A 24,923-nucleotide genomic window follows, 5' to 3' on the forward strand; every position below is an offset into this window, starting at 1 on the left:
ACACCGCCAGCCAGCCCCCAGCGCGGGCTCCAGGCCGGTCACCCCGCTACAGCACCTCCATGGCCGTGAGGACGAGGACCTCCAGGCCGAGCGAGCCGGCGAACACAGTCCCGCTGTTCCGGCGCCGGAATCGCACCGGAACGGAAACGTCCCGGGCGGCGTGCTTGGTGTGGGCTATACGGACCAACCCCGGCCCGGCGCCGGTGGCCGGGCGCCCCCCGACCGGCCGGCCGGTACCGCCGCGGTCGGGGCGGTTGTGCATCTGCTGGCCACCGCCATCGAGGAAGGCCGGGACCTGTCCTCGATGAGCGGCGTCCTGGCCGGCACCGCCTACCGTCTGCTGCTGGCCTGACGGCGGGGGTGGTCGGCGGCTAGCTCAGATGCCGGGTGAAGAACCGGGCCGCGGCTTCCCCCGCGAACTGCGGGACACCGGTGTGCCCGCCCAGACTGGCGTGCAGCGTCTTCTCCTTGGAGCCGAAGGCGTCGAACAGGTCCAAGGCCAGCTGCCGGTCGTTCCATTCGTCGTCCCACTGCAGCAGGACATGCAGCGGAATGGTGACCTGGCGGGCCTCCTCGAACATGGTGTGGGGCACGAAACTCCCGGCGAACAGAACGGCGGCCGAGATGCGCGGCTCGACCACCGCCAGCCGGATGCCGATGGCGATCACTCCCCCTGAGTACCCGACCGGGCCGCCGATCTCGGACAGCGAAAGGAGGGCGTCCAGGGTGGCCTGCCATTCCGGGACCGCTTTTTCGACCAGCGGGAGGACGAGCCAGTCGACGATCTCCTCGTCGACCGGCCCGCCGGCCTCCAGCGCCCGGTGCAGGTCGGCGCGGGCCTGCTCGGCGGCGGCGGAACGGGGCCGGTCACCGCTTCCGGGGAGCTCGATGGTGGCCGCGGCGAAGCCGTCCGCCGCGGAGTGCCGGGCCCGGGCGACCAGTCGGGGGTACATCTTGTGCAGTCCGCCGGGGTGGCCGAGCAGGATCAGCGGGGCCGGCGCGGATACGGATCCGGGTGTCCACAGGATTCCGGGGATCTCGCCGAGGGTGAATTCGCGTTCGAGGACACCGTCGTCGAGGCGCTGTTCGGAAGTGAATCGCATGGTCGTGCCTTTCGGGAGTGCTCGTGGACGGCGCTCCCGGACGACCTATCGCCCGACCGTGACCCCGGAGGGAAGCACCCATGTCGATACGTTCACGGGTACCACCTCCTCGTTCTCTCGCACGGCCTCCGGAAAACTAGCAGTGGTCGCCGTGGTCCGCCAACAGGTTTTTGTGGTGGCTCCGTGGCCGGATGCCAACGGAGCCACTCGCCGCGCTCCGCCAGCCCGAGGGCGCGGGCGGCGTCCCTCGACGACCTGGCGCAGACCATCGCTGGGTCGAGGCTGTCCGTCAGCGACGGTTGATCAGAACACGCTTTCCCGTCCGGACCGGATCCGCGAGTCAGTCGCCGAGCACCAGGCGGCTGGTCATGTCGAGCTTGACCTCGCCGTAGGGGGCGACGTGTGTCCAGAACAGCGTCAGTCCGCAACAGCGGCCAACACCCCCGGGGGGCGCCGCGACTGCCCGTGACCCTGCACGAGCGCTCAGGCCGACAGGCGGACCGGCGCCCCGCCCTGCGTGCGACCAGCCACTCCGGCAAGCCCGGCGGTGGCGAGGCGGTCACGGCGGCGGGCCAGCAGCCGGTCGGCGAGCGCGTCGGCGCGTTCCATGTCATCCAGCGTGGCCCAGGTGCGCTCCTCGACTTCGAGGATCGCGGCGAGCAGTTCGGCGGACAGCCGGATGCGGGTCGCGACCCGGGCCACGCTCGGCGGCAACGCCCCCGCGCCCCGCCCCCCGGCCGGCGGCTGCGAGCTGCCGATCCCCCGCACCACCGTCCCGTCCTGCCCCAGCGGCCGGGTCCCGGTACCGGCCGGGGGGCCGGGCACCGGGACGGGCCGACGAGCCGGCATGCGGGACGGGCCGACAGCGAGACGGGTGGGCACGGCGGCGGGCAGTGAACCGGAGCGGCGAGAACGGTGCAGCAGAGCCATGTACTCAGTGATACGTGTGACGTTCGGTGATGCAACGCCTTGACTTCACCGCACCGGCCGGGACGGCCCTCCCCCCACAGGCCATCCACAGGCCCACCCCCGCTACCCACCGGGCCATGAACAGGGTTATCCACATAACGACCCTCATGTGAGGGATCTCACATGAGAGGGGTGGGTGGGTCAGTGGTCCCAGGGTGAGCGTGGCCGGGCCGCCGCCGGTGGTTCGGTGGCCTCCCAGATCCGCCGCCACCGGGCCATCCCGGGCGCGCCCGCCGGTGCCCGCCGGGCCGGGCCGGCTCCCGCCGCCGGCCGCGCCGACGCCCCCGACGAAACGGAAGGACCGGTGTCACCGCCCGCACCGGCCCCCGCGGCCGGCGACGCGGCGTCGGGGGAGCGTAGGGACGCCCACCAGCTCGTCGTGTCCTCCACCCCGAGCCGGGTCACCTCCGCCGCCAGCCGCCCGGTGAACGCCCGCACATCCTCACCGTCACCGGGACGCAGCGGACGACCGAACCGCACCGACACCCGCGGCCGCCCCGGTACCGGCCACGCCCGGCCCCGGGGCATCGCCGCGTACGCACCGCGCAACGCCGCCGGTACCACCGCCACCCCGGCCGTCATCGCCAGATAGCCCGCACCCAGACGGAACCGGCCCCGCGACCCGTCCGCCGAACGGGTGCCCTCGGGGAACACCACCAGGTTCCACCCGCCACGCAGCAGCTCCAACGGTGTCGACGACGGCGCCCCACCGCGGCGTTCGATCGGCACCGTCCCGAACGCCAACGCCGAGGACAGGCCCCGCCAGGTGCTGTCGAAGAAGTAGTCCGCCGCCGCCGTCACCGCGGTGCGTTCCCGCACCGCCCGCGGCAACGCGCACAGCAGCATCGGCGCATCCAGATGACTGGAATGGTTCGACACGATGATCACCGGGTCGTTGCCGAGGGAGCCGAACACCTCCGCGCCGGCGACCGTCGGGGTCAACGCCGCGTGCAGCAGCGGGTTCATCGCCGCTTCCAGGAACACCGTGCGCGCCGCCCGTGCCGCGCCGCCGCGCGCCCACGCCGTCGGGAACTCCCGGGCCGTCACCGGCCGCCGGTGCCCCTCCGCCGAGCCCGGGACCAGCGACCGGCCACCCCAGCGGAACCCGTTCGCCAGCTCCCGGACACTCACCCCCGGCCGCGGCGGGCCACCGAACGCACCCGACCGGCTCATCGCACGTCCGCGATCGCGTGCGGCGGGGAATGCAGATAGGTGATCGACGGGTCACGGCCCACCGTGCCCGACACCATCTCCAACGCGTCGGCGAACGTCGACGCCGCCCGGAACCCCATCCGCGCGCACGCCGCCCGATCCCCCCCGACCCACACCACATCACCCAGATGGTCCATGCCGTGCGCCGCCCAATACCACATGTAGAACGGGTGGACGCCGTGGTAGGCGTGCGACGTCCGGTACAGGTGCACATACCACGGGTCGGTCGCGTACTGCTTCTCGAACTTCGCCTCGATCGTCGCCGGGTCCGTCGACTCGGCGAGCACCTCGGAGAAGAAGTCCACATAGGACGGATGGTGCAGCTGGGAGAACTCCGGGGTCACCGGATGGTAAAGAATCATCGCGCCCTGGTGGCGGACCAGCGGCCGCCCCCGGTACATGTTGAAGAAATACCCCAGACCCATGCATGTCGCCAGGATCGGGTTCATCACCGAGTTCACGTTGTACGGGCCCACATACGGCAGGCCCACCACCAGCACGTCGGACTGCCCGTCGACCTCGACGAGCTGCTGGCGGTGCACGCTGGCGATCGTCTGGTCGTGGGTGGCTTCGGTCTCCCCGGCGAACACCCCGGTCACCTGGTAGTCGGCGAGCAGATCATGAAAGATCTTCCGCCGTGGCCGGGTCGGCATCGCCGCCAGCCCCCGACTCATCCCGTAGGCCATCGCCTGGTCCTTGACCGACCACTCCCACTCGCGGCGGGTCAGGAAGCTGTACCGGTCGGGGAAACAGGCGTTGTTCAACGTCGTCTCCACGTGGAAGATCTTCAGATGGTCGGCGAGGAGCCGGCCCATCCGCCACGCCGACGAATGCATCTCCGACCGGGTGTGATCCATGAACGACCGCGACCGCAGCATCGTGTGACTGTTGTGATGGTGGCGCAGGCTGTTGTACGACGCCAACCCGATCGGCACCGACTTGTGCCCGCCGTCCATCGCGACCAGGTTCACGTTCACATAGACCAGCAGGTCACTTTCCGCCGCCCGCCGGTTGATCTCCACGTCCTCACCGTGGTCGGTCACCCCGATGTGCAGCAGATTGTCGCGGTCCTCGGCGTCGTGGTTGTACAGGTTGTCCGGCCAGAACGACCGGAACACCCGCTCCCCGACGATGTGCTCGATCTCCGCCGCCGTCATCCGCCGGTGCAACGCGTTCGCCGCGATCAGCTGCACGTCGTCCACACCCGCCGCCGCCGCCAGCGTCAGCACCTGTTCGATGATCCGCTGCCGCACATCCGGACGGCGCATCCGCGGCAACGGGATCGACAGATCGTCGAACGCGATCGTCAACCGCATCCCCGGCCGCAGCAGCACCCGCAACGGCTCACAGTTGAACGGATGCTCCAACGCCGCGGCGATCGCCGCGTCCACGTCCGCCACTCCCGGAAGCGACTCCGGCGGATACACCACCCGGGTACCCAGCGGGAACCGCTCAAGCGTCAGCCCCTCACCCTGGTGCACCAGCAGCGGAGGTGTGCGCTCGTCGACCTCGAGCACGAACCCCGGTCTCACCTGCACGTTCCCCTCGTCCGTGTGCCGCCCCGGCCGGCCCCGGCGCCCCCGCGCCCGCCCGCCCCGCGGCGAGGACCGCCGCGCGGGGAGACAATCCCGTATACCCCGACCGTGCCACTCCCACCGGCGCCCCCACGCCCACCGGACCGCACCGGCGCGGCGCGCGTCGCGCTCACGCCGACGCCGCCGGATCAAAAACGATCTTCACGGCGCCGAGACGCCCCGCGGACAACGCATGGTCCAACGCCTCCCGCCACCGGGTGAGCGGATACACCGCCGACACCACCCCGTCGAGCGGGGCCGTGGCGGCCAGCGCCAACGCCCGCCCGAAATCCGACTCCACCGGCTCCGCTGGTCCCGCCGGTTCGGTACCGGCCCGGCCGGGCCGGGCGCCACCGGACGACGCGTACGTCCCCACCAGCTCCAGCTCCCGGAACCACAGCGGGGTCAGATCCACCGACCCCGCCGGCACCCCGGAGAGCACCACCCGGCCACCGGCCCGGGTCACCCGCAGCGCCGTCGACAGCGACGACGCGCTGCCCGCACAGTCGATCGCCACATCCACCCCGCCGAGCAGATACTCCCCACCCAGCTGCGGGGTCAGCCGCAACGCCCGGTTCGCGCGGCGCACCCCGCCGACCGCGTCGTCGGGGGCGAGCACCTCGTCCGCGCCGAAACGACGCGCCAGCTCCACCTGCCGCCGATGCTTGGCGACCATCGTCACATGCTCGGCCTTCGTATAGGCGCGGATGGCCAGCAGCGTCAGCAGGCCCACCGCCCCCGACCCGATGATCAGCACCCGGTCCCCGGAACGCACCCCGCAGCGGCCCGCGGTGTGCACGGCGGTCGCCAACGGCTCGACCAGCACCGCCCGAGAGTCGGGCAGCGTGTCGGGCACCGGATGCAGCTGGCTGTGATGGGCGACCAGCGCCCGGCTCCACCCGCCACCGGTGTCCGCGCAGAACCCGGTCTGCAACCCCGGCGCCAGATGCCCCACCGTGATCCGGTCGCAGCGTGACGTCCGGCCCGCCGCGCAGCCCACGCACAGCTCCAACCCGCGGGCCGCGCAGCCCAGCACCGGGTCGATCACCACCCGGGCACCGGCGTCCAACCGGCGCCCGTCGGCGAGCGTCACCGCCTCCTGCAGGTCACCGACGATCTCATGGCCGGGGGTGAACGGCATCGACACCAGCGGGGAGAAGTAGAACGAGCTCTGCCCCGTCACCGTCGCCAGATCCGACCCGCAGATCCCCGCCAGCCGTGGCCGCACCGTCACCCACCCCGGCCCCGGCAGACCCGGATCCCCCCGGTCGACCAGCCGCAGCGGCGCCGCGGTCGTCGCCGCCGCCCCCGACAGCCGCGGGAACCGGCCCGACACCACCCGCGCCGCCGCGTACCGCGGCAGCGACCGGTACAGCTCCAGACCGCGTGTCACCGGCCCTCACCCACTTCCACCCGCACAACACCACTCCCACCCGACCCCGACCCTGACAGGCCGCCCGCGGCAACCCGGGCGCGGGCCGCCGCGGCGAACAGGCCCCGCTCAGCGCGGCTGGCGACCATCAGCCGCGGCTCACCCGGCGTCGACGGCCACTCCTCGATCGGCCAGCCCGCCCCCCGCGCCACCTTGTGCAACGCCACATCCGGGTTCACCGCCACCGGATTGCCCACCGTGCGCAGCATCGGCAGATCCGACAGGCTGTCCGCGTACGCCCACGACGCGGACAGGTCCGCCCCCCGGCGCCGCGCGTAATGATCCACGAACGCCGCCCGAGCATCCCCGACCAGCGGCGACGACAACAACCGTCCCGTGTACCGGCCATCCGCGCCGACTTCCAGGCCGGTCGCGACGATCTCGTCGAACAACGGCGCCAGCGGACGGGTCAGCACATCGACCGCCCCGGTCAACAGCACGGTGCGATGCCCGGCCGCGCGATGCTCCCGCACACGGCGCACCGCCGCCGGTTTCACCCGCCGCAACACCACATCCGCCGCGACCTCGTCGACGACCCGGGCCAGCTCCACCGGGTCGGCGCCGGCGTACCGGCCGTACACCGAGCGAATCAGATGCCCCCGGTCGCGGCGCTCGGCACGCAGATACCCCGGCAGTGCCCGCGCCAGCGACACCAGCTCCCGGGCCCGTTCCCCGACGTCGCCGTCGGCCAGCCGCAGCCACAGATACGACTCGACCACCGTCGAGGACACCAGCGTCCCGTCCAGGTCGAACACGGCCAGCACCCCCTCGCCGGCGGTGAGGTTGCGGGCCATCCGCCGCGCCGGGGCGGCGTCGCGCGGCCGGCGCAGCACCTGCGTCACCGCCGGGCAGTGCACGTCCTGCAGGTAGTGCCGCCAGTCGAAACACGCCGGGTCGAACCCGAAGTCGACCTGGTCGGCCGGGTCCATCGCCGCGTGCAGCGCCGCGGTGGCGTCGTCGACGTAGACCAGCTCGGCCTTCGTGTACGCCCGGTACACATCGGAGTAGCGGCGTAGGAACGCCACCCGCCCCTCGGTACGTTCCAAGTCGACGGCCAGCCGGCGAACCCGCTCCGAACGCGGCGCGTGCGCCAACACCCGGTTCGCCCACTCCACCGCCTTCTCCCCGCGGCGCAGCTTCGCCTCCACCGCCACCGCCCCGGCGAACGGCCACTCAGGAACCCCGATATGCCCGCGGCCGCGCCGCGGCAGCGGATCGGCCAGGAAATAGCCCCGCACATAGTCGTAGAGGTCACGGAACAGCAGCGGGTTCCGGAACCCCGAACACACCGTGTAATAGGCCGGGCGCTCCGGCGGCGGGGGGCTCGCCGCCGCCGCCAGCAGCGCGTTGACGACCAGATCCACCGGGATGATGTCGACGACGGCATCCGGGGACGCAGGGAAGTCCGGCAGCTCCCCGCGGCCGAACGCCAGGATCAGCGGCTCGGCCATCTTGAACCCCTCGATCCACCCCGGGAACGGCTTCGCCAGCGCGCTCTCGATGATCGACGGGCGGACGATCGTCAACGGCAGATCGCCGTGGGAGTCCTCCAGATACCGCTCACCCAACGCCTTGGTGAACGTGTACGCGTCCGTCCAGCCCAGCACCTGCGCGCGTTCGGAGCCCGCGGCGACCAACCGCGCCGCCACCCACGCCCGCCGCGCCGCCTCCGCCTGCGCCGACACCGTCTGCGCGCCGGCCCGCACATGCTCGGCCGACGCCTGCTCGCGGAACCGCGCCGAGTTCTCCGGCGAGCGCGACGCGTCCTCCGCGGCGTGGCGGGCCCGCGCGGCCGACGCCTGCTCCGCCGCCCAGTCCACCTCGTGGGCCAGCCGGCCCTCGGCGATGTGCCCCGAACGCAACCCGGCGACATAGGCGGTCGACACGTGCACCAGATGCGGGCGGGCCCCGGCAGCGCGCACCGCGCGCAGCAGCTCCTGCACCCCGCCCAGGTTCGTCGCGAACCCCTCGTCGATCGCCGGGTCGAACGACACCTCCCCGGCGCAGTGGATCACCACGTCCAGGTCGGCGGGCAACTCACCCATACTGGCCAGGTCACCCTCGATGACCCGCACCTGCGCCGCCAGCCGCGCCGCCAGCCCCTCACGGCCCAACCGTTCCCGCAGCCCGGCGAACGCCGGCTTACGGGTCATCCGCTCCAACCGGGCCATCCCCGAATGGCTGCCCCGGGGCCGCACGAGCGCCACGACCTGGGTGTCCGGGAACTCCGAGAGCAGCCGCTCCAACAGCGCCTCACCGACGAACCCGGTCACCCCGGTCACGAACACACGCCTGCCCGCGAGCCGCTCGCGCAGCCCCACCGGTCACCTCCGCACTCGCCGCAGCCCCACCGGCGTCCCCGACGGACGCCCGGTGCGCAACAGTAGGCGACACCGGACCGTCCACGAACGAACCCGTCGGTCACCTGCGTGTACACGCACGCTGCCAGATCAGGGGCAACCTACCGTCACCGCCGGTCCGACCACGCCGCCGGCCCGCGCCGACCCGCCCCGAACCCGCCCCCGTGACCGTACGCGGCACCCCCTGCGCCCCCCGGAGATGCCCGTCCCACAAGGTCAGGGGCCCTCGGCGAGGGTGGCCAATGCCATGGTCAGCCGGTCCACCGACCCGCCCAGCCCGTACCGGCCCGCCAGCGCCGCCAGCGCCGCCTCATCCACCGGCCGAACGGGCAGCACGTCGGCGACCGGGCCCAGCGGCACATCGCGGACCACCCCGACCACGGTGACCGCGGCGTCCACATAGTCACGGGCCGCGGTCAGCCGGCGGCGCGCCCCGGCCGGGAACCCGTCCTCACCCCCGGCGTCCAACGCGGTGAGGATCGCCCGCAGCGACCCGAAGCGGCCCAGCAGCGCCGCCGCCGTCTTCGCGCCGATCCCCGCCACCCCCGGCAGACCGTCGCTGGGATCACCGCGCAGCACCGCGAAATCGGCATAGGCCCGGCCAGGGATCCCGTAGCGGGCGCTGATCGACGCCTCGTCGACCACCGCGAACCGTTCCACCGCGTACCGCACCACCACGCCGGTGTCGTCACACACCAGCTGGAACAGATCCCGGTCCCCGGTCAGGATGTCCACCGGCCCGCCACCGGGCCGGCCGCTGTGCCGGGTCGCCAGCGTGCCGATCACGTCGTCGGCCTCGAAGCCAGCCGCCTCCACCCGGGCGATCCCGAACGCGTCGAGCACCGCGTCGATCACCGGTAGCTGCGCCTCCAACTCGTCCGGCACCTCCTCCTCCACCCCACCAGCCCCGGCCGCGGGGCCGGGGGTGGGGCCGGCGACCCGATGCGCCTTGTACGAGCCGATCAGCGCCACCCGGAACGCCGGCCGCCAGTCGGCGTCGAAACAGCACACCAACCGCCGCGGCCGCACCTCGACGATCTGCCGGGCCAGCACGTCCAGCAGACCCCGCACCGCGTTCACCGCCATCCCGTCGGGGGCCCGCACCGACCGGGGCACCCCGTGAAAAGCCCGGAAATACAACGACGGGGTGTCCGCGAGCAGCAGCCGATCCACACCCCCACCACCCCCCACCCGCGGCGCGACGCCAGAAGAATCACCGTGAAAGTTGGTCACGTTGTCAGACTGGCATGTGCTGCCGACAGATCATCTCGACCCCGGCCAACCCAGCCCTGACAACAGCCACCGCCACCCCACCGGATGGCACCGGACACCCACCCCCACCCGACGCCAGGCGCGCAACCTGGCTGCGTAGCGGCAGCGGCCGTCCACCGTCCGTGTCGACCGGTCCCGCACCCGCACCCACACCCACACCGAAAAGTCCCGCCGGGACCAGACATCGCCGCCCGCGCCCCCTCCACCGCCGCGATCTGCGTAACCTCCGGATCGTGCTGGAGGACCTAGACCGTCAGATCGTGCAGCTGCTGTGCCGCGACGGCCGGATGAGCTTCACCGACCTCGGTCGCTCCACCGGCCTGTCGGTGTCCGCCGTACACCAGCGGGTCCGGCGCCTGGAGCAGCGCGGCGTCATCACCTCCTACGTCGCGCTCGTCGACCCCTCCCAGGTCGGGCTGGCCCTCACCGCCTTCGTGTCCATCAAGGAGATCGACCCCAGCCAGCCCGACGACGCCCCCGACCGGCTCACCCACCTGCCGGCCATCGAGGCCTGCTACAGCGTCGCGGGGGAAGAGAGCTACCTGCTCAAGGTCCGCGTCGCCGACCCCGCCGCCCTCGAAAGCCTCCTACAGGAGATCCGCGCCGCCGCGAACGTGTCGACCCGCACCATGGTCGCGCTCTCCACCCCCTACGAAAACCGCCCACCCAACCTGTGAGCCCACCCGCACCCCCACCGGCCATCCCACCGGTGCTGTGCACACTTGCCCACCGCGGACCACAGGTGAGCGCCGCCCACCCGGCACAGTAGGGACCGTGAGCCCCCACCACCTGCCGGCAGCCCGGCGCGTCCTCTACCACCACGGACACGTCCACAGCCCCACCCACCGGCACGCCACCGCCCTGCTCACCGACGGCCCCACCATCACCTGGATCGGCACCGACGACCAGCCCGACGCCAGCGGGCCGCTGCCAGCCGGCCCGGTCGACCACACCGTCGACCTGCGCGGCGCCACCCTCACCGCCGCCTTCGTCGACGCCCACCTGCACACCACCGCCACCGGGCTCGCCCTCGACGGCGTCGACCTCACCGACAGCCCGTCCCTGCGCCACACCCTCGACCAACTCACCCGCGCCGCCCACCACCGGCCCGGCCAGCCACTGCTCGGCACCGGCTGGGACGAAACCCGCTGGCCCGAACAGCGACCCCCCACCAGCGGGGAACTCGCCCGCGCCGCCGGGCCCGTCGACGTCTACCTCGCCCGCGCCGACGGCCACACCGCCGTCATCTCCCCGCACCTGGCCACCCGCAGCGGCGCCCACCACGCCACCGGCTGGCTCGGCGACGGCCTGTGCCGCGACGACGCCCACCACCTCGCCCGCACCGCCGCCTACCACGACCTGCCCCCCACCACCCGCCGCGCCGCCGCCCGCCGCGTCCGCGCCCACGCCGCCACCCTCGGCATCGCCGCCCTGCACGAGATGGCCGGCCCGCAGGTCTCCTCCGCCGACGACCTCGCCGCCCTGCTCACCCTCGCCCGCGACGAACCCGGCCCCACCATCACCGGCTACTGGGCCGGTGAACTCACCGTCGCCACCGCCCTGAACACCGAACCCGGCCTGGGCCCCGTCGGCTACGGCGGCGACCTGTTCGTCGACGGCTCCCTGGGCTCACACACCGCCGCGCTACGCAGCCCCTACACCGACCAGCCCACCCACCGCGGGCAGCTGCACCGCGACGCCGACGACGTCCGCGACACCGTCCTCGACGCGGTCGCCGCCGGCCTGCAGACCGGCTTCCACGCCATCGGCGACGCCGCCCTCGACACCGTGCTCGACGGGGTGCGCGCCGCCACCGCCCGCGTCGGCACCGCCACGATCAGCGCCGGCACCCACCGGGTCGAACACGCCGAGCTGCTGCACCCCGAACAGATCATCGCCATGGCGCGCCTGGGGCTCGTCGCCTCCGTGCAGCCCGCGTTCGACGCCCGCTACGGCGGCCCCGACGGCCTGTACACCCGCCGGCTCGGCGCCGACCGTGCCAGCGCGATGAACCCGTTCGCCGCGCTGCACCGCGCCGGGGTCGTACTCGCCCTGTCCTCCGACAGTCCCGTCACCCCCCTCGACCCGTGGGGAGCGGTACGCGCCGCGGCCACCCATCACACCCCGTCCGCGCGGATCAGCGGTGCCGCGGCGTTCACCGCCGCCACCCGCGGCGGCTGGCTGGCCGCCCGCGCCGGCGGTGACGGTGCTGGACGGATCACCGTCGGCGCGCCCGCGACCTTCGCGATCTGGGAGACCCCCCACCCGCCGCGGCCGGCCAGGCCGCCAGCCGCCCAGCCCGCCGGGCCGCTGGATGTTCTCCTTGACCAGCTTGACCGCACCGGCAGCGCGCCACGCTGCCTGCGCACCGTGCTGCGCGGACAGACCCTGCACGACCTGCTCTGAGCCCGCCGGCTGGACCAGCCGCGGGTCGGGTCACCGCAGCACGGTGTGGCCGGTCGGGATCCGGACCGTCCTTCGAACCGGAGCCGCCGCGCTACCCGCCACGACACCGTTGTCTAACGGACGGTCCGGAACCCCACCGGCCCCGCTGGATCGGTCGGGTGCCCAGGGCCGAGCACCGCGCGATTCGACCACACCCCACACAGACTGGGAAGCGCACCGGACCGCACCCGAAAACCCCCGGTAGTCCCAATGTGGTCCCACTCTGGGATGTGGTCCCACTCCGGGGGTGTGGGGTGACCCGCCGCACCCGACACCCCACCCGCCCAGCTCACACCCCCGCCACCACCATCCACAGCCACCCGGCCATCCACAGCCACCCGGCCCGGCGTGGTCGACACCGCCCCCGTAACCGACACTGGACCGGTGACCGACGCGCCCGCCACACCCGCCCTCGAGCCCGGCCCGCTCGGCCCCGCCCCGGCGGGCGCACCCCCCACACCCCCACACCCCACCGGCCGCGCCCTACCGCGCCGCCTCACCCGGCCCGCCCTGGCCGTCCTCGCCGGCGTCCTGCTCTACCTCGCCTTCCCCCCGGTCGGCCTGTGGCCGCTGGCACCGGTCGCCCTGGCCGTTCTCACCCTGACCGTCCGCGGGCGGCGGCTACGCGCCTCCTACGGGCTGGGAATGCTGTTCTCCCTCGCGTTCCTGCTACCCCTGCTGCGCTTCGTCTCCTTCGTCGGCGCCGACGGCTGGATCGTGCTGTCCGCCGCCGAGGCCGCCCTACTCGCCCTCGTAGCACCCGCCACCACCCTCGTTCAGCGGCTACCCGCACCGTGGCTGTGGACGGGCGCCATCTGGGTCGCCCAGGAGGCGCTACGGGGCCGTGCGCCCTTCGGGGGCTTCCCCTGGGGGCGGATCGCGTTCAGCCAGCCGAACAGCCCCTACACCGCCCTCGCAGCGCTCGGCGGCGCGCCTCTGGTCACCTTCGCCGTCGCCACCACCGCCGCGCTGCTCGCCACAGCCGTCACCCACGCCACCACGACCACCGCCGCCCGCGCCACGGGTACAGATGCCGCCGGCCACGGCGCGGCAGGCGGCGCGGCGACCCACATCCGGCCACTACTGGCCACTCTCACCGGCGCTCTCGCGCTCACCCTCACCGGCCTCGCCGTTCCCCTGCCCACCACCGCCCAGCACGGCACCCTCAACGTCGCCGCCGTCCAGGGCAACGTCCCCGAAGCCGGCGGCCTGGGCGCCCTCGGCGAGGCCTTCCAGGTCACCGACAACCACGTCACCGGCACCGAGAACCTCGCCGCCGCCGTCCGCGCCGGCCGCACCCCCCAACCCGACCTCGTCCTGTGGCCGGAGAACTCCTCCGACATCGACCCCCTCACCAACCCCACCGCCCACGCCGCCCTCACCCACGCCGCCACCGTCGCCGGCGCACCACTGCTCGTCGGCGCCGTCCTCGACGGCCCCGGCCCCCGCCACGTCCGCAACGCCGGCCTCATCTGGACCACCGACGGCCCCACCGGCGCCATGTACGTCAAACGCCACCCCGTCCCCTTCGCCGAATACCTCCCCGGCCGCGCCCTGCTCGAAAAACTCATCAGCCGCTTCGCCGACGAGATGCCCAACGACTTCCTCGCCGGCACCGCCACCGGCGCCCTACCCGTCGCCGGCACCGTCATCGGCGACGTCATCTGCTTCGAAGTCGCCTACGACGGCCTCGTCCGCGACAACGTCAACCGCGGCGCCGAACTCCTCGTCATCCAAACCAACAACGCCTCCTTCGGCCGCAAAGGCGAAAGCCAACAACAACTCGCCATGAGCCGCCTGCGCGCCATCGAACACGGCCGCGCCACCATCCAGGTCTCCACCAGCGGCCAGAGCGCCCTCATCACCCCCGACGGCACCATCCTCACCCAGACCGGGCTCTACGAAGCCGGCGTACTGTCCGCACAACTCCCACTACGCACCACCCACACCCTCGCCACCCGCCTCGGTATCGTCCCGGAGGCGGTGCTCACCACCCTCGGCGCACTCGCCATGATTGCTGGACTGACCCACCCCCGACGCACCACCCACCAACCCACCCCGACATCCACCGACCGGACCGGCGACGACCACCAGCACCTGGGGGAGACGCACCAACCCGCCGCCGGCACCGACCAGAAGAGGAGAGGCGTGGAAGCCACCCGCGTCGTCGTCTGCGTCCCGACCTACAACGAACGGGAGAACCTGCCGGACACCACGCGCCGGCTACGCCAGGCGAACCCCGCGGTCCACCTGCTCGTCATCGACGACGCAAGCCCCGACGGCACCGGGAAAATCGCCGACGAACTCGCCGACGACGACGACCACATCCACGTCCTGCACCGGCCCGGCAAATCCGGCCTCGGCTCCGCCTACATCGCCGGCTTCACCTGGGCCCTGCAACACGGCTACGACATCATCGTCGAAATGGACGCCGACGGCTCCCACCAGCCCGAACAGCTACCCCGCCTACTCGACGCCCTCACCGACGCCGACCTGGCCATCGGCTCCCGCTGGGTCCCCGGCGGCACCGTCCACAACTGGCCCCGCAGCCGGCTCGTCCTCTCCCGCGGCGCCAACGCCTACGTCCGCGCCGCCCTCGGGGTGCCCCTCCACGACGCCACCGCCGGGTTCCGCGCCTACCGCGCCGACGTCCTGCGCGCCCGCGACCTCGACCAGGTCGCCTCCCAGGGCTACTGCTTCCAGGTCGACCTCGCCTGGCGCTCCTGGCAGGCCGGGTTCCGCGTCGTCGAAGTCCCCATCGACTTCGTCGAACGCGAACGCGGCGCGTCGAAGATGAGCCGCGCGATCGTCGCCGAAGGATTCTGGCGCGTCGGCTGGTGGGCCCTGACCTCCCTGCGCCGCGGCCCCGCCAGCACCAGCCAGCACACTGGCGCGGACGCGGCGATCCCCGCCCCCGCCCGGCCCACCGACCCCACCGCGGACAGCCTCACCACCCCGACCGCCACCGGACCCGACACCGTCGACGCCGGCCGGCCCTGAAACGTCGATGTGGGGTGGCAGCATGCGCTGCCACCCCACATCGACGTTTCCGACCTACCCGCGCCTCACCGGCACCGCGAACCGGCAGACCCGGGACCGTTCACACCCTCAGGCGGACCGCCTGTCCGCACCCGTGCCCCGCAGCACCGCCAGCCTCTCGGCCAGCACCTCCTCCAGATCGTCGGTCGTCCGACGCTCCATCAACATGTCCCAGTGCGTACGCGGCGGCTTGCTCTTCTTCGGCTCCGGTCGCTCACCGTCCACGATCACCGACGCCGCCCCACACACGCGACACTCCCACACCGAAGGCACCTCGGCCTCGGCCGCGAAGGGCATGGTGAACTGGTGACCGTTCGGGCAGTCGTACGACGCTGTCTGCCGCGGGGCAAGCTCCGTGCTGCGGTCAGTCTCGTAGGACACTGCACCGAGACGGCTGCCCCGCAGAATGCGCTCGCCCATATGACTCCTCAGAGCGTCGTGGCGTGTGGACCTCAACCGAGTCCAACGTACGGACAAGCGAAGTCGTTCCCACCCCGGAAGGCCAGGTAACGAGATCGTGATCACACTGTGTGCTCCATCGACTGCAAAGGATACACGGCGCGTGACGAACCGGGCTCCGATCCTGCTGAACGGCCTCGCCCGCACCACCGTCGGGCTCACCGCCTTGGCCAGGCCCGTCCGAATCATCCGCGCCACCGGCGTCGACCGCGTCACCGCCGAGAAGATCGCCTGGCTCGCCCGCCTCGCCGGCATCCGCGACCTCGCCCTGGGCGCCGGACTCCTCCACGCCCAGCTCACCAGCGCACCCACCCGCGGATGGCTGTTCGCCGGCCTGCTCGCCGACGCCGCCGACGCCGCCGTCTTCACCCACGCCACCACCCGCCGCCAGCTCCCACCCGCCGCCGGCACCGCCATGGCCGCCGCCGCCGCGGGGGGAGTCACCCTCGCCGCCGCCACCCTCACCCGCCACCACCCCACAAACACCCGAACTGGCACCGCGGCACCAGTCGTATGACAGAACAAACCGGCCGCCCGCCGCGTTGACCACCACGGGACCACCACACAGACAGGAACACCCCGCCCGCGCGCAACACCACACCCACCCACCCACCGGCCACCCCGCGCCACCCCGCGCCACCCCGCGCCAGGAAGGACATCCCATGACCGACCAGCCGACCACCGACGCCGACGAGAAGGTCGTCCGCAGCGACACCGAATGGCGCCAGCTCCTCGACCCCCAGCGCTACGCCATCCTCCGCCAGGCCGCCACCGAAGCCCCCTTCAGCGGCACCTACACCTACGACAAAACCAGCGGCACCTACCGCTGCGGCGCCTGCGGCGCCCCCCTGTTCACCTCCGACACCAAATACGACTCCGGCTCCGGATGGCCCAGCTTCTACCAGCCCGTCACCGCCGACGCCGTCACCCTCATCACCGACCGCAGCCACGGCATGACCCGCACCGAGGTCCGCTGCGCCCGCTGCGACTCCCACCTCGGCCACGTCTTCGACGACGGCCCCGCCCCCACCGGCCAGCGGTACTGCATGAACAGCCTCGCCCTCGACCTCGACAACACCGACGCCAGCTGAAACACCACGCCAGCTGACCAACCCGACCAGGCCGGCCACACCCCATCCCGCACCGGCTGCCGGACACCACCCCGGCAGCCCGCAACCCCACACGAACCACGAACCACACCGGGCCTGGCACTGGCACCCCCACCCCGACATGGCACCATCCCGCAGGTGAGCAGCAGTCCCGCCGCGACACAGCGCCTCCGAGACCTCGCCCGCCTCCGCCGCGTCCGCGACCGCATCGACCGCGAGTACGCCCAACCCCTCGACGTCGAGGCGCTCGCCCGCGGCGCACACATGTCCGCCGGACACCTCAGCCGCGAGTTCCGCCTCGCCTACGGCGAATCGCCCTACGCCTACCTGATGACCCGGCGCATCGAACGCGCGATGGCCCTGCTACGCCGCGGCGACCTCACCGTCACCGAAGTCTGCTTCGCCGTCGGCTGCTCCTCCCTGGGCACCTTCAGCAGCCGCTTCACCGAACTCGTCGGCATGCCCCCCAGCGCCTACCGCCACCACGCCGCCGCGGCCACCGCCGGCATGCCCTCCTGCATCGCCAAACAGATCACCAGACCGGTCAGGAATCGAGAAGCGCGCTCACCCAGCCGCACCTAGCGTGACCGCCATGGACATCACCATCCACACCAGCTTCCTCCCACACGACGACCCCGACGCCTCCCTGGCCTTCTACCGCGACACCCTCGGCTTCGAAGTCCGCAACGACGTCGGCTACAACGGCATGCGCTGGATCACCGTCGGACCCCCCAACCAGCCCGGCACCTGCATCGTCCTCGAACCACCCGCCGCCTACCCCGGCATCACCGACGACGAGCACCGCACCATCACCGAGATGATGGCCAAGGGCAACTACGCCCACGTCATCCTCGCCACCGCCGACCTCGACGACACCTTCACCAAGATCCAGGCCAGCGGCGCCGAAGTCGTCCAGGAACCCACCGAACAGCCCTACGGCGTCCGCGACTGCGCCTTCCGCGACCCCGCCGGCAACCTCGTCCGGATCAACGAACACCGCTGAACCAGCCGGCGAACCCGGCCAGGACCCGACACCCGGACAGCCGCCACGCGGCAACCCCCGCGCCCGACACCGGTGGCGACCTGGTGGTCGCCACCGGCTGGCCAGCACGATGGAGACACCATGAGCAACGCCACGAGGACGGACCCGCAGCCGCCCGCGCCCCACCTCGCCGACAGCCACGACCTCATCCGCGTCCACGGCGCCCGCGTGAACAACCTCAAAGACCTCAGCGTCGAACTCCCCAAACGCCGACTCACCGTGTTCACCGGCGTCTCCGGCTCAGGCAAAAGCTCCCTGGTCTTCGGCACCATCGCCGCGGAATCCCAGCGACTGATCAACGAAACCTACAGCGCCTTCGTCCAAGGCTTCATGCCCACCCTCGCACGACCCGAAGTCGACGTCCTCGACGGACTCACCACCGCGATCATCGTCGACCAGCAGCGGCTCGGCGCCGACCCCCGCTCCACCGTCGGCACCGCCACCGACGCCAACGCCATGCTGCGCATCCTGTTCAGCCGGCTGGGACGTCCACACATCGGCTCACCCAACGCCTTCTCCTTCAACGTCCCCACCGTCCGGGCAAGCGGCGCGATCACCACCGAACGCGGAACCAGCAAAACCGAACGAAAGACCTTCACCCGCACCGGCGGCATGTGCCCCCGCTGCGAAGGCCGCGGCGCCGTCTCCGGCTTCGACCTCACCGCCCTCTACGACGACAGCAAATCCCTCAACGAAGGCGCCCTAACCATCCCCGGCTACAGCGTCGACGGCTGGTACGGCCGCATCTTCGGCGGCTCCGGCTTCCTCGACCCCGACAAACCCATCCGCCGATACACCAGGACCGAACTCCACGACCTGCTCTACAAAGAACCCACCAAAATCAAGGTCGACAACGTCAACCTCACCTACGAAGGCCTCATCCCGAAAATCCAGAAATCGATCCTGTCCAAAGACCGCGAAGCGATGCAGCCACACATCCGCGCCTTCGTCGACCGGGCCGTCACCTTCACCACCTGCCCCGACTGCGACGGCACCCGGCTCAGCGAAGCCGCCCGCTCCTCCCGCATCGCCGGCACCAACATCGCCGATGCCTGCGCCATGCAGATCAGCGACCTCGCCCACTGGGTCCGCGACCTCGACGAACCATCCGTCGCACCCCTGCTCACCGCGCTGCACCACACCCTCGGCTCCTTCGTCGAGATCGGCCTGGGCTACCTCTCCCTCAACCGGCCCTCCGGCACCCTCTCCGGCGGCGAGGCGCAGCGCGTCAAAATGATCCGCCACCTCGGCTCCTCACTCACCGACACCACCTACGTCTTCGACGAACCCACCGTCGGCCTGCATCCCCACGACATCCAGCGCATGAACAACCTGCTGCTGCGACTGCGAGACAAGGGCAACACAGTGCTCGTCGTCGAACACAAGCCGGAAACAATCGCCATCGCCGACCACGTCGTCGACCTCGGGCCCGGCGCCGGCACCGCCGGCGGCACCGTCTGCTACGAAGGCACCCTCGCCGGGCTACGAACCAGCGGCACTCTCACCGGCCGCCACCTCGACGACCGCGCCACCCTCAAACCGACCGTGCGCACCCCCACCGGCCAGCTCCCGATCCGCGGCGCGACCACCCACAACCTGCACGACGTCAACGTCGACATCCCCCTCGGCGTACTCGTCGTCGTCACCGGCGTCGCCGGCTCCGGCAAAAGCTCCCTCATCCACGGATCGATCCCCGCCGGCGCGGACGTCGTCTCGATCGACCAGACCGCCATCCGCGGCTCACGACGCAGCAACCCCGCCACCTACACCGGACTGCTCGACCCGATCCGCAAGGCATTCGCGAAAGCCAACGGTGTCAAGCCCGCACTGTTCAGCGCCAACTCCGAAGGCGCCTGCCCCGCCTGCAACGGCGCTGGCGTCATCTACACCGACCTGGCGATGATGGCCGGCGTCGCCAGCACCTGCGAAGAATGCGACGGCAAACGGTTCGAAGCCTCCGTGCTCAACCACCACCTCGGCGGCCGCGACATCAGCGAAGTCCTCGCCATGTCCGTCACCGACGCCCAGGAGTTCTTCGGCACCGGCGAGGCACGCACACCCGCCGCACACACCATCCTCAACCGGCTCGCCGACGTCGGACTCGGCTACCTCACCATCGGCCAGCCACTCACCACCCTCTCCGGCGGCGAACGGCAACGACTCAAACTCGCCACCCACATGGCCGACAGGGGCGCCACCTACATCCTCGACGAACCCACCACCGGCCTGCACCTCGCCGACGTCGAACAACTCCTCGGCCTACTCGACCGGCTCGTCGACTCCGGCAAGTCCGTCATCGTCATCGAACACCACCAGGCCGTCATGGCCCACGCCGACTGGATCATCGACCTCGGCCCCGGCGCCGGTCACGACGGCGGCCGGATCGTCTTCGAAGGCACACCCGCCGACCTCGTCGCCGCCCGTTCCACCCTCACCGGCGAACACCTCGCCGCCTACATCGGCACCTGACCAAACACCGCCCAGCAGGCGGGGCCCCGGCGGCACATAGAGGTCGAACGGGGCCGAACACCCCTCTCGAAACCGCGCCGATAATGCACATTATGTTAAGTAGTCCCGCGTCCGACCGGGAGGACCGATCATGGCCATGGACGAAGGTCCTCGGCGACCTCCGTCCAGCGCGAGGCGCGAGGCGACCCCAGAGGGACACGGCGAAGGTGATCACGGCGACACCCGAAGCCTGTTTCATGATCGAGAACCCCTCTCAACCGAAGGTTTTCTGTTGGGGAGGAAGGTTTTTGATCGTTTGTGCATTTGGTTGTCTTCTTGATCGTTTGCGTGGAGCCCGCACGTCAACACTGTTGACTATCTTGAGAGTCTGCGGAACGTGGGGCGAACCGGTGGTGAACAGCCACCGCTGGCGCGCGAGGTGCCCTGAAGGGCCGCTATGGTCCGAGGCATCGACACCGGTCATGAGAAGCAGGCGGCCGGAGAGCGGACGACCGGCGACGAGAGCGGGGTCGACCCCCGGACCGACCCGCGGGCCGACACGGGGCCGGTGCTGGCCCGCACGATCGGCACCGGGGACGCGGTTGTCATCGGGCTGGGCGCGATGCTCGGCGCCGGCGTGTTCGCCGCGTTCGCTCCCGCGGCCCGGGCCGCGGGAGCGGCACTCCTGTTCGCCCTTGCCACCGCGGCGATCGTGGCCTACTGCAACGCCACCTCCTCGGCCCGGCTGGCGGCGCTGTACCCGCAGGCCGGCGGCACCTACGTCTACGGCCGGCGGCGTCTCGGCGACTTCTGGGGCTACCTCGCCGGCGCCTCGTTCATCACCGGCAAGACCGCGTCGTGCGCCGCGATGGCTCTCACCGTCGGCGCCTACACCTGGCCTGGACATGAGCGTCTGGTGGCGGGCACCGCCACGGCCGCCCTCACCGCGGTCAACTACTCCGGGATGCGGCGCGCGGCCTGGCTGACCCGTCTGATCGTCGTCGTCGTCCTGACCGTGCTCGTCGTGGTCGTGGTCGTCTGCGTCACCAGTGGCGCCGCGGAGCCGGTCCGCCTCTCCCCCACCGGCCGCGACGGCCCGGCGGGGCCGGCATCGCCCAGCCTGTGGCCCGGTCTCCCGCAGGCCGCCGGCCTGCTGTTCTTCGCCTTCGCCGGCTATGCGCGCATCGCGACGCTCGGCGAGGAGGTCCGTGACCCGCGGCGCACCATCCGCCGGGCGATCCCGACCGCGCTGGGCATCACGCTGGTCGTCTACGCCGCGGTCGCCGTCGCGTTGCTGCTGGTGCTACCGGTGGCCGCGCTCGGGGCGTCAGCCGCGCCGCTCACCGACGCCGTGCGTGCCGCCGGCATGCCGGGTCTGGCTCCGGTGGTGCGGGTCGGGGCGGCCGTCGGTGCGCTCGGGTCGTTGCTGGCGCTGATCCTCGGTGTCTCGCGTACCACCCTGGCGATGGCCCGGGACGGCCATCTGCCGACGCCGCTGGCCGCCGTTCACCCCCGGTTCGGGGTTCCGCATCGCGCCGAGCTCACCGTCGGGGCCGCCGTCACCGCGCTCGTGCTCACCACGGACCTGCGCGGCGCGATCGGGTTCTCCTCGTTCGGGGTGCTGCTGTACTACGCGGTCGCCAACGCCGCGGCGTGGACCCTCTCCCCCACCGAAGGCCGTCCGGTGCGCGCCGTTCCGGTCGTCGGACTGCTCGGCTGCCTACTGCTGGCCTTCAGCCTGCCCGGGACGTCCGTGCTCGGCGGGTCCGCGGTACTCGCCGCGGCGGCCGTGGTGTACGCCGCCCGTCACGCGGGCGGGCACCCGGCGCGGCAGTGAGCGGGGATGACGCGACTATCAAGATCATCCTTGACGGGCGGGTGCGTCAACAGCGTTGACCACGCTGTGGGTTCTACTAAGATCAGGTGTCGTGACGGCATCGGACGAGGATGAGGACGCGCCCCGGTCGGGCGCATCGGCTCCCCCGCAGCGCACGCCTCGGGGCACCCTGTCGAGGGAGGTGCTGCTCGACGCGGCGATGGAGATCGTGCGCATCGGCGGGGCCGACGCCTTCAGCATGCGTGCCCTCGGTGCTCGCCTCGATGTCGACCCGACCGCCGTCTACCGCCACTTCCGCACCAAGAACGAGCTGCTGGACGTCCTCGCCGACATCCTGATCGCCGGCGACGAGCCGCTGCCGTCGACCGGGGACGCGCGGGCCGACCTGCGGGCGAGCCTGCACCAGCTACGGCGGTCACTGCTGCGCCACCCGACGATGGCGGGTGTGATCCTGCGCCGCCCGCCGGGCGGGCGGGCGTACTGGGAGCGGGCCAACCACGCGCTCGGCCTGCTGCGCGGGATGGGCCTGAGCCCCGAGCAGGCGACGTCCGCTTACCAGACGCTGCTGTTCTACAGCCTGGGCCATGTGTTGTCCGAGGCGCGCACGCTGGCCGCCGCGGTCGCGCGGGACCGGCGTCCCAGCGCGCCGACGGCGACGTTCAACCCGCCGGCGCACCAGCTGCCCGACCTGGCGGCGGCGGTGCCGTTCCTGCGGGCCGACACGGCCGCACAGTTCGACGACGGCCTCGACCTGATCATGGGGTCGCTGCCAGGGTGAGCGTCGGTGGGCCGGTCGCCGTCGGCGGAGGCGGCAAACCTCACAATCCCGTCCGGGACGGGCGCGCGCCGGGCCTGCCCCGTCCAGGGCGCCGATCCACTTGCTACGGTGCACTCCGACCAGCCCCGCGCCCAGCCGTCCCCGCTCCGCCGCATCCGTGGCACGGATGCGGACGGTCCCGGGTCGGGTGGGGACGGGTGACGCCGCGGCGTGGCCGTGGTCCCCGGCCACGGCCGGCCGTCCACGCGGGAGCGTGACGGCACACAGGGGTTCCGGCGCGGCGAGCTGGCCGGCACAGGTCCGGACGGGCACGGATCCGGACAACGGATCGAGGCGGGAGTCGAAAGCGATGGCGGACGAGACGCTCGACGGGTTCCTCGAGGCGCTCGCCTCGGCGGCTCCCGCGCCCGGCGGTGGCGCCGCGGCGGCGGTGCAGGTGGCGCTGGGCGCGGCCCTGGTGAGCATGGTCACCAACCTGACCATCGGTAAGCCGCGGTACGCCGAGCACGAGCCGGTGATGCTCGCCGCCCGCGCCGAGGCGGACCGGCTGCGCGGCGAGGCGCTGGCGCTGGCCGACGCGGACGCGGTGGCGTTCACCGCCGTCACCGACGCCTACCGGCTGCCCAAGGAGACCGCCGAGGAGAAGGCGGCACGCAGCGCCGCGATCCAGCGGGCGCTGGTCGGGGCGGCCGATGTGCCGCTGCGCACCGCGGCGGCGGCCGCCGAGGTGGTCGGGCTGTGCCAGCGCATCCTCGACGGCGCGAACGTCAACGTCCTGTCGGACGTGGCCGTCGCCGCCGCCAGCGCGCGGGCGGCCCTCGACTCGGCGGCGATCAACGTGCGGGTGAACCTGGCGTCGATGAGCGACGCCGCCACCCGCGACGCGACCGCCGCCGAGCTGGACAAGTACCTGTCGTCAGTGACCGGCGCGGACGTTGTCGTGCGCGCCGTGGGAGATCGGATCGGGTCATGAGATTGCTGGATGGGCGGTCGATGGCCGCCGACATAGGACGCTCGGTCGTCGACGACGTCGAACGGCTCGCCACCACCGGGGTCACTCCGACCCTGGCGGTCGTGCTGCCGACGGCGGACGAGGCGGCCCGGTCGTACGTGCGGGTGATCGAGCGCGGCGCCGCCAAGGTCGGGGTGGGCTGCGCCGTCCACGAGCTGACCGGGGATCCGGACGAGCTGACCGCCACCGTGGACCGGCTCGCCGCCGACCCGGCGGTGCACGGGATGATCGTGCAGACGCCGCTGCCGGACGGGCTGACCGCCGCCGACGTGGGTGCCCGCATCCCGGTGGGCAAGGACGTCGACGGCATGAACCCGCTGAGCCTGGGCCGGCTCGCCCTCGGCCTGCCCGCGTTCGCGCCGGCGACCGCGGCGGCCGTGCTGGAGATCCTCAACCGGGCCGCGGTGCCGCTGGCCGGCGCCCGGGCGTGTGTGATCGGCCGCAGCTCGGTGGTGGGCAAGCCGGCGGCGCTGCTGCTGCTCGCCGAGGACGCGACGGTGACGGTGTGCCATTCGCGGACGAAGGACCTGGCGACGGTGGCGCACGACGCCGACATCGTCGTGGCCGCGGTCGGCCGGCCGAAGATGGTCGGTGCCGGGCATGTCCGGCCCGGGGCGGTCGTCATCGACGTCGGCACGAACTGGACGGACGCCGGCCTGGTCGGTGACGTCGACGCCGACGCGGTGGCCCCGGTCGCGGGCGCGCTGACCCCGGTTCCCGGCGGGGTGGGGCCGGTGACGACGATGCTGCTGCTGCGCAACACGGTGCGCGCGGCCGGCGGCTGAGCACGTAGACGGGTGAGCAGGTAGCCGCGGGGAGTTCGGAAGCTGTG

Annotated in this window: 21 protein-coding genes; 12 read left to right on the top strand and 9 right to left on the bottom strand. The window is 72.3% G+C overall.

Annotation, left to right across the window (positions count from 1 at the left end):
• Positions 1 to 46: 46 nt before the first annotated feature.
• From FRANEAN1_RS20210 to FRANEAN1_RS20245, 8 genes are all read right to left on the bottom strand, one after another.
• Complete coding sequence (locus FRANEAN1_RS20210) at positions 47 to 262, bottom strand: hypothetical protein (RefSeq protein ID WP_041254452.1); 216 nt, start codon at positions 260 to 262, stop codon at positions 47 to 49.
• Between the two features lie 109 nt (positions 263 to 371).
• Positions 372 to 1,103 (bottom strand): alpha/beta hydrolase, encoded by a 732-nt coding sequence (locus FRANEAN1_RS20215; RefSeq protein ID WP_020461683.1) that lies wholly within the window; start codon positions 1,101 to 1,103, stop codon positions 372 to 374.
• 483 nt (positions 1,104 to 1,586) lie between these two features.
• The gene (locus FRANEAN1_RS43765) at positions 1,587 to 2,033 is read right to left on the bottom strand and encodes a hypothetical protein (RefSeq protein WP_347176683.1); all 447 of its coding nucleotides are present in this window, start codon (positions 2,031 to 2,033) and stop codon (positions 1,587 to 1,589) included.
• A gap of 180 nt (positions 2,034 to 2,213) precedes the next feature.
• Positions 2,214 to 3,245 carry a lysophospholipid acyltransferase family protein gene (locus FRANEAN1_RS20225; protein WP_020461685.1) on the bottom strand — a complete coding sequence of 344 codons (1,032 nt, stop codon included), beginning with the start codon at positions 3,243 to 3,245 and terminating at the stop codon, positions 2,214 to 2,216.
• Complete coding sequence (locus FRANEAN1_RS20230) at positions 3,242 to 4,822, bottom strand: lactate racemase domain-containing protein (RefSeq protein WP_041254454.1); 1,581 nt, start codon at positions 4,820 to 4,822, stop codon at positions 3,242 to 3,244. The genes FRANEAN1_RS20225 and FRANEAN1_RS20230 overlap by 4 nt, the downstream gene beginning before the upstream one ends.
• A gap of 166 nt (positions 4,823 to 4,988) precedes the next feature.
• Positions 4,989 to 6,251: an alcohol dehydrogenase catalytic domain-containing protein gene (locus tag FRANEAN1_RS20235; RefSeq protein ID WP_020461687.1), complete on the bottom strand. Its 1,263-nt coding sequence runs from the start codon at positions 6,249 to 6,251 to the stop codon at positions 4,989 to 4,991.
• Positions 6,248 to 8,611: an HAD-IB family hydrolase gene (locus FRANEAN1_RS20240; protein WP_020461688.1), complete on the bottom strand. Its 2,364-nt coding sequence runs from the start codon at positions 8,609 to 8,611 to the stop codon at positions 6,248 to 6,250. Before FRANEAN1_RS20240 ends, FRANEAN1_RS20235 begins: the two co-directional genes overlap by 4 nt.
• 255 nt (positions 8,612 to 8,866) lie before the next feature.
• Positions 8,867 to 9,823 (bottom strand): 5'-3' exonuclease, encoded by a 957-nt coding sequence (locus FRANEAN1_RS20245; protein WP_020461689.1) that lies wholly within the window; start codon positions 9,821 to 9,823, stop codon positions 8,867 to 8,869.
• A gap of 332 nt (positions 9,824 to 10,155) precedes the next feature.
• Between FRANEAN1_RS20245 and FRANEAN1_RS20250 the strand changes: the two genes are divergently transcribed.
• The 3 genes from FRANEAN1_RS20250 to lnt all read left to right on the top strand — a co-directional run bounded on the left by FRANEAN1_RS20250 (position 10,156) and on the right by lnt (position 15,367).
• Entirely contained in the window at positions 10,156 to 10,599 is a 444-nt protein-coding gene (locus FRANEAN1_RS20250; RefSeq protein WP_020461690.1) for an Lrp/AsnC family transcriptional regulator, read from the top strand.
• Positions 10,600 to 10,696: 97 nt separating this feature from the next.
• On the top strand, positions 10,697 to 12,328 hold the full coding sequence (locus FRANEAN1_RS20255; RefSeq protein ID WP_041254459.1) for an amidohydrolase family protein: 1,632 nt from the start codon (positions 10,697 to 10,699) through the stop codon (positions 12,326 to 12,328).
• A gap of 423 nt (positions 12,329 to 12,751) precedes the next feature.
• Positions 12,752 to 15,367 (top strand): apolipoprotein N-acyltransferase, encoded by a 2,616-nt coding sequence (gene lnt / locus FRANEAN1_RS20260; RefSeq protein WP_347176684.1) that lies wholly within the window; start codon positions 12,752 to 12,754, stop codon positions 15,365 to 15,367.
• 108 nt (positions 15,368 to 15,475) lie between these two features.
• Here lnt and FRANEAN1_RS20265 read toward each other — a convergent pair whose 3' ends face one another.
• Positions 15,476 to 15,826 carry an RNA polymerase-binding protein RbpA gene (locus FRANEAN1_RS20265; RefSeq protein WP_018505947.1) on the bottom strand — a complete coding sequence of 117 codons (351 nt, stop codon included), beginning with the start codon at positions 15,824 to 15,826 and terminating at the stop codon, positions 15,476 to 15,478.
• A 142-nt stretch (positions 15,827 to 15,968) separates the two neighbouring features.
• Between FRANEAN1_RS20265 and FRANEAN1_RS20270 the strand changes: the two genes are divergently transcribed.
• The 9 genes from FRANEAN1_RS20270 (at position 15,969) to FRANEAN1_RS20310 (ending at position 24,876) form a co-directional block, all read left to right on the top strand.
• A complete protein-coding gene (locus FRANEAN1_RS20270) occupies positions 15,969 to 16,382 on the top strand; it encodes a hypothetical protein (protein ID WP_049795709.1) in 414 nt (137 codons plus the stop codon).
• Between the two features lie 145 nt (positions 16,383 to 16,527).
• The gene (gene msrB, locus FRANEAN1_RS20275; RefSeq protein WP_020461694.1) at positions 16,528 to 16,956 is read left to right on the top strand and encodes a peptide-methionine (R)-S-oxide reductase MsrB; all 429 of its coding nucleotides are present in this window, start codon (positions 16,528 to 16,530) and stop codon (positions 16,954 to 16,956) included.
• A gap of 156 nt (positions 16,957 to 17,112) precedes the next feature.
• Entirely contained in the window at positions 17,113 to 17,556 is a 444-nt protein-coding gene (locus FRANEAN1_RS20280) for a helix-turn-helix transcriptional regulator (protein WP_020461695.1), read from the top strand.
• 10 nt (positions 17,557 to 17,566) lie between these two features.
• Positions 17,567 to 17,977: a VOC family protein gene (locus FRANEAN1_RS20285; protein WP_020461696.1), complete on the top strand. Its 411-nt coding sequence runs from the start codon at positions 17,567 to 17,569 to the stop codon at positions 17,975 to 17,977.
• 120 nt (positions 17,978 to 18,097) lie between these two features.
• The gene (locus tag FRANEAN1_RS20290) at positions 18,098 to 20,485 is read left to right on the top strand and encodes an excinuclease ABC subunit UvrA (protein WP_020461697.1); all 2,388 of its coding nucleotides are present in this window, start codon (positions 18,098 to 18,100) and stop codon (positions 20,483 to 20,485) included.
• 436 nt (positions 20,486 to 20,921) lie between these two features.
• Positions 20,922 to 22,301 (top strand): APC family permease, encoded by a 1,380-nt coding sequence (locus tag FRANEAN1_RS20295; RefSeq protein WP_020461698.1) that lies wholly within the window; start codon positions 20,922 to 20,924, stop codon positions 22,299 to 22,301.
• 91 nt (positions 22,302 to 22,392) lie between these two features.
• A complete protein-coding gene (locus FRANEAN1_RS20300; protein ID WP_041254461.1) occupies positions 22,393 to 23,079 on the top strand; it encodes a TetR/AcrR family transcriptional regulator C-terminal domain-containing protein in 687 nt (228 codons plus the stop codon).
• 349 nt (positions 23,080 to 23,428) lie between these two features.
• The gene (locus tag FRANEAN1_RS20305) at positions 23,429 to 24,052 is read left to right on the top strand and encodes a cyclodeaminase/cyclohydrolase family protein (RefSeq protein ID WP_041254462.1); all 624 of its coding nucleotides are present in this window, start codon (positions 23,429 to 23,431) and stop codon (positions 24,050 to 24,052) included.
• Positions 24,049 to 24,876, top strand: a complete 828-nt coding sequence (locus FRANEAN1_RS20310; RefSeq protein ID WP_020461701.1) for a bifunctional 5,10-methylenetetrahydrofolate dehydrogenase/5,10-methenyltetrahydrofolate cyclohydrolase — start codon at positions 24,049 to 24,051, stop codon at positions 24,874 to 24,876. The genes FRANEAN1_RS20305 and FRANEAN1_RS20310 overlap by 4 nt, the downstream gene beginning before the upstream one ends.
• Positions 24,877 to 24,923: the final 47 nt, after the last annotated feature.

The sequence above is a fragment of the Parafrankia sp. EAN1pec genome, from assembly GCF_000018005.1.
In the GTDB taxonomy this organism is placed as follows: domain Bacteria; phylum Actinomycetota; class Actinomycetes; order Frankiales; family Frankiaceae; genus Parafrankia; species Parafrankia soli.

Coding starts and splice junctions, on each gene's coding strand:
- FRANEAN1_RS43765 (WP_347176683.1), bottom strand. CDS start 2,033: ATGGCTCTGCTGCACCGTTCTCGCCGCTCCGGTTCACTGCCCGCCGCC.
- FRANEAN1_RS20305 (WP_041254462.1), top strand. CDS start 23,429: ATGGCGGACGAGACGCTCGACGGGTTCCTCGAGGCGCTCGCCTCGGCG.
- FRANEAN1_RS20310 (WP_020461701.1), top strand. CDS start 24,049: ATGAGATTGCTGGATGGGCGGTCGATGGCCGCCGACATAGGACGCTCG.
- FRANEAN1_RS20225 (WP_020461685.1), bottom strand. CDS start 3,245: ATGAGCCGGTCGGGTGCGTTCGGTGGCCCGCCGCGGCCGGGGGTGAGT.
- FRANEAN1_RS20295 (WP_020461698.1), top strand. CDS start 20,922: ATGGTCCGAGGCATCGACACCGGTCATGAGAAGCAGGCGGCCGGAGAG.
- FRANEAN1_RS20265 (WP_018505947.1), bottom strand. CDS start 15,826: ATGGGCGAGCGCATTCTGCGGGGCAGCCGTCTCGGTGCAGTGTCCTAC.
- FRANEAN1_RS20285 (WP_020461696.1), top strand. CDS start 17,567: ATGGACATCACCATCCACACCAGCTTCCTCCCACACGACGACCCCGAC.
- FRANEAN1_RS20210 (WP_041254452.1), bottom strand. CDS start 262: ATGCACAACCGCCCCGACCGCGGCGGTACCGGCCGGCCGGTCGGGGGG.
- FRANEAN1_RS20290 (WP_020461697.1), top strand. CDS start 18,098: ATGAGCAACGCCACGAGGACGGACCCGCAGCCGCCCGCGCCCCACCTC.
- msrB (WP_020461694.1), top strand. CDS start 16,528: ATGACCGACCAGCCGACCACCGACGCCGACGAGAAGGTCGTCCGCAGC.
- FRANEAN1_RS20215 (WP_020461683.1), bottom strand. CDS start 1,103: ATGCGATTCACTTCCGAACAGCGCCTCGACGACGGTGTCCTCGAACGC.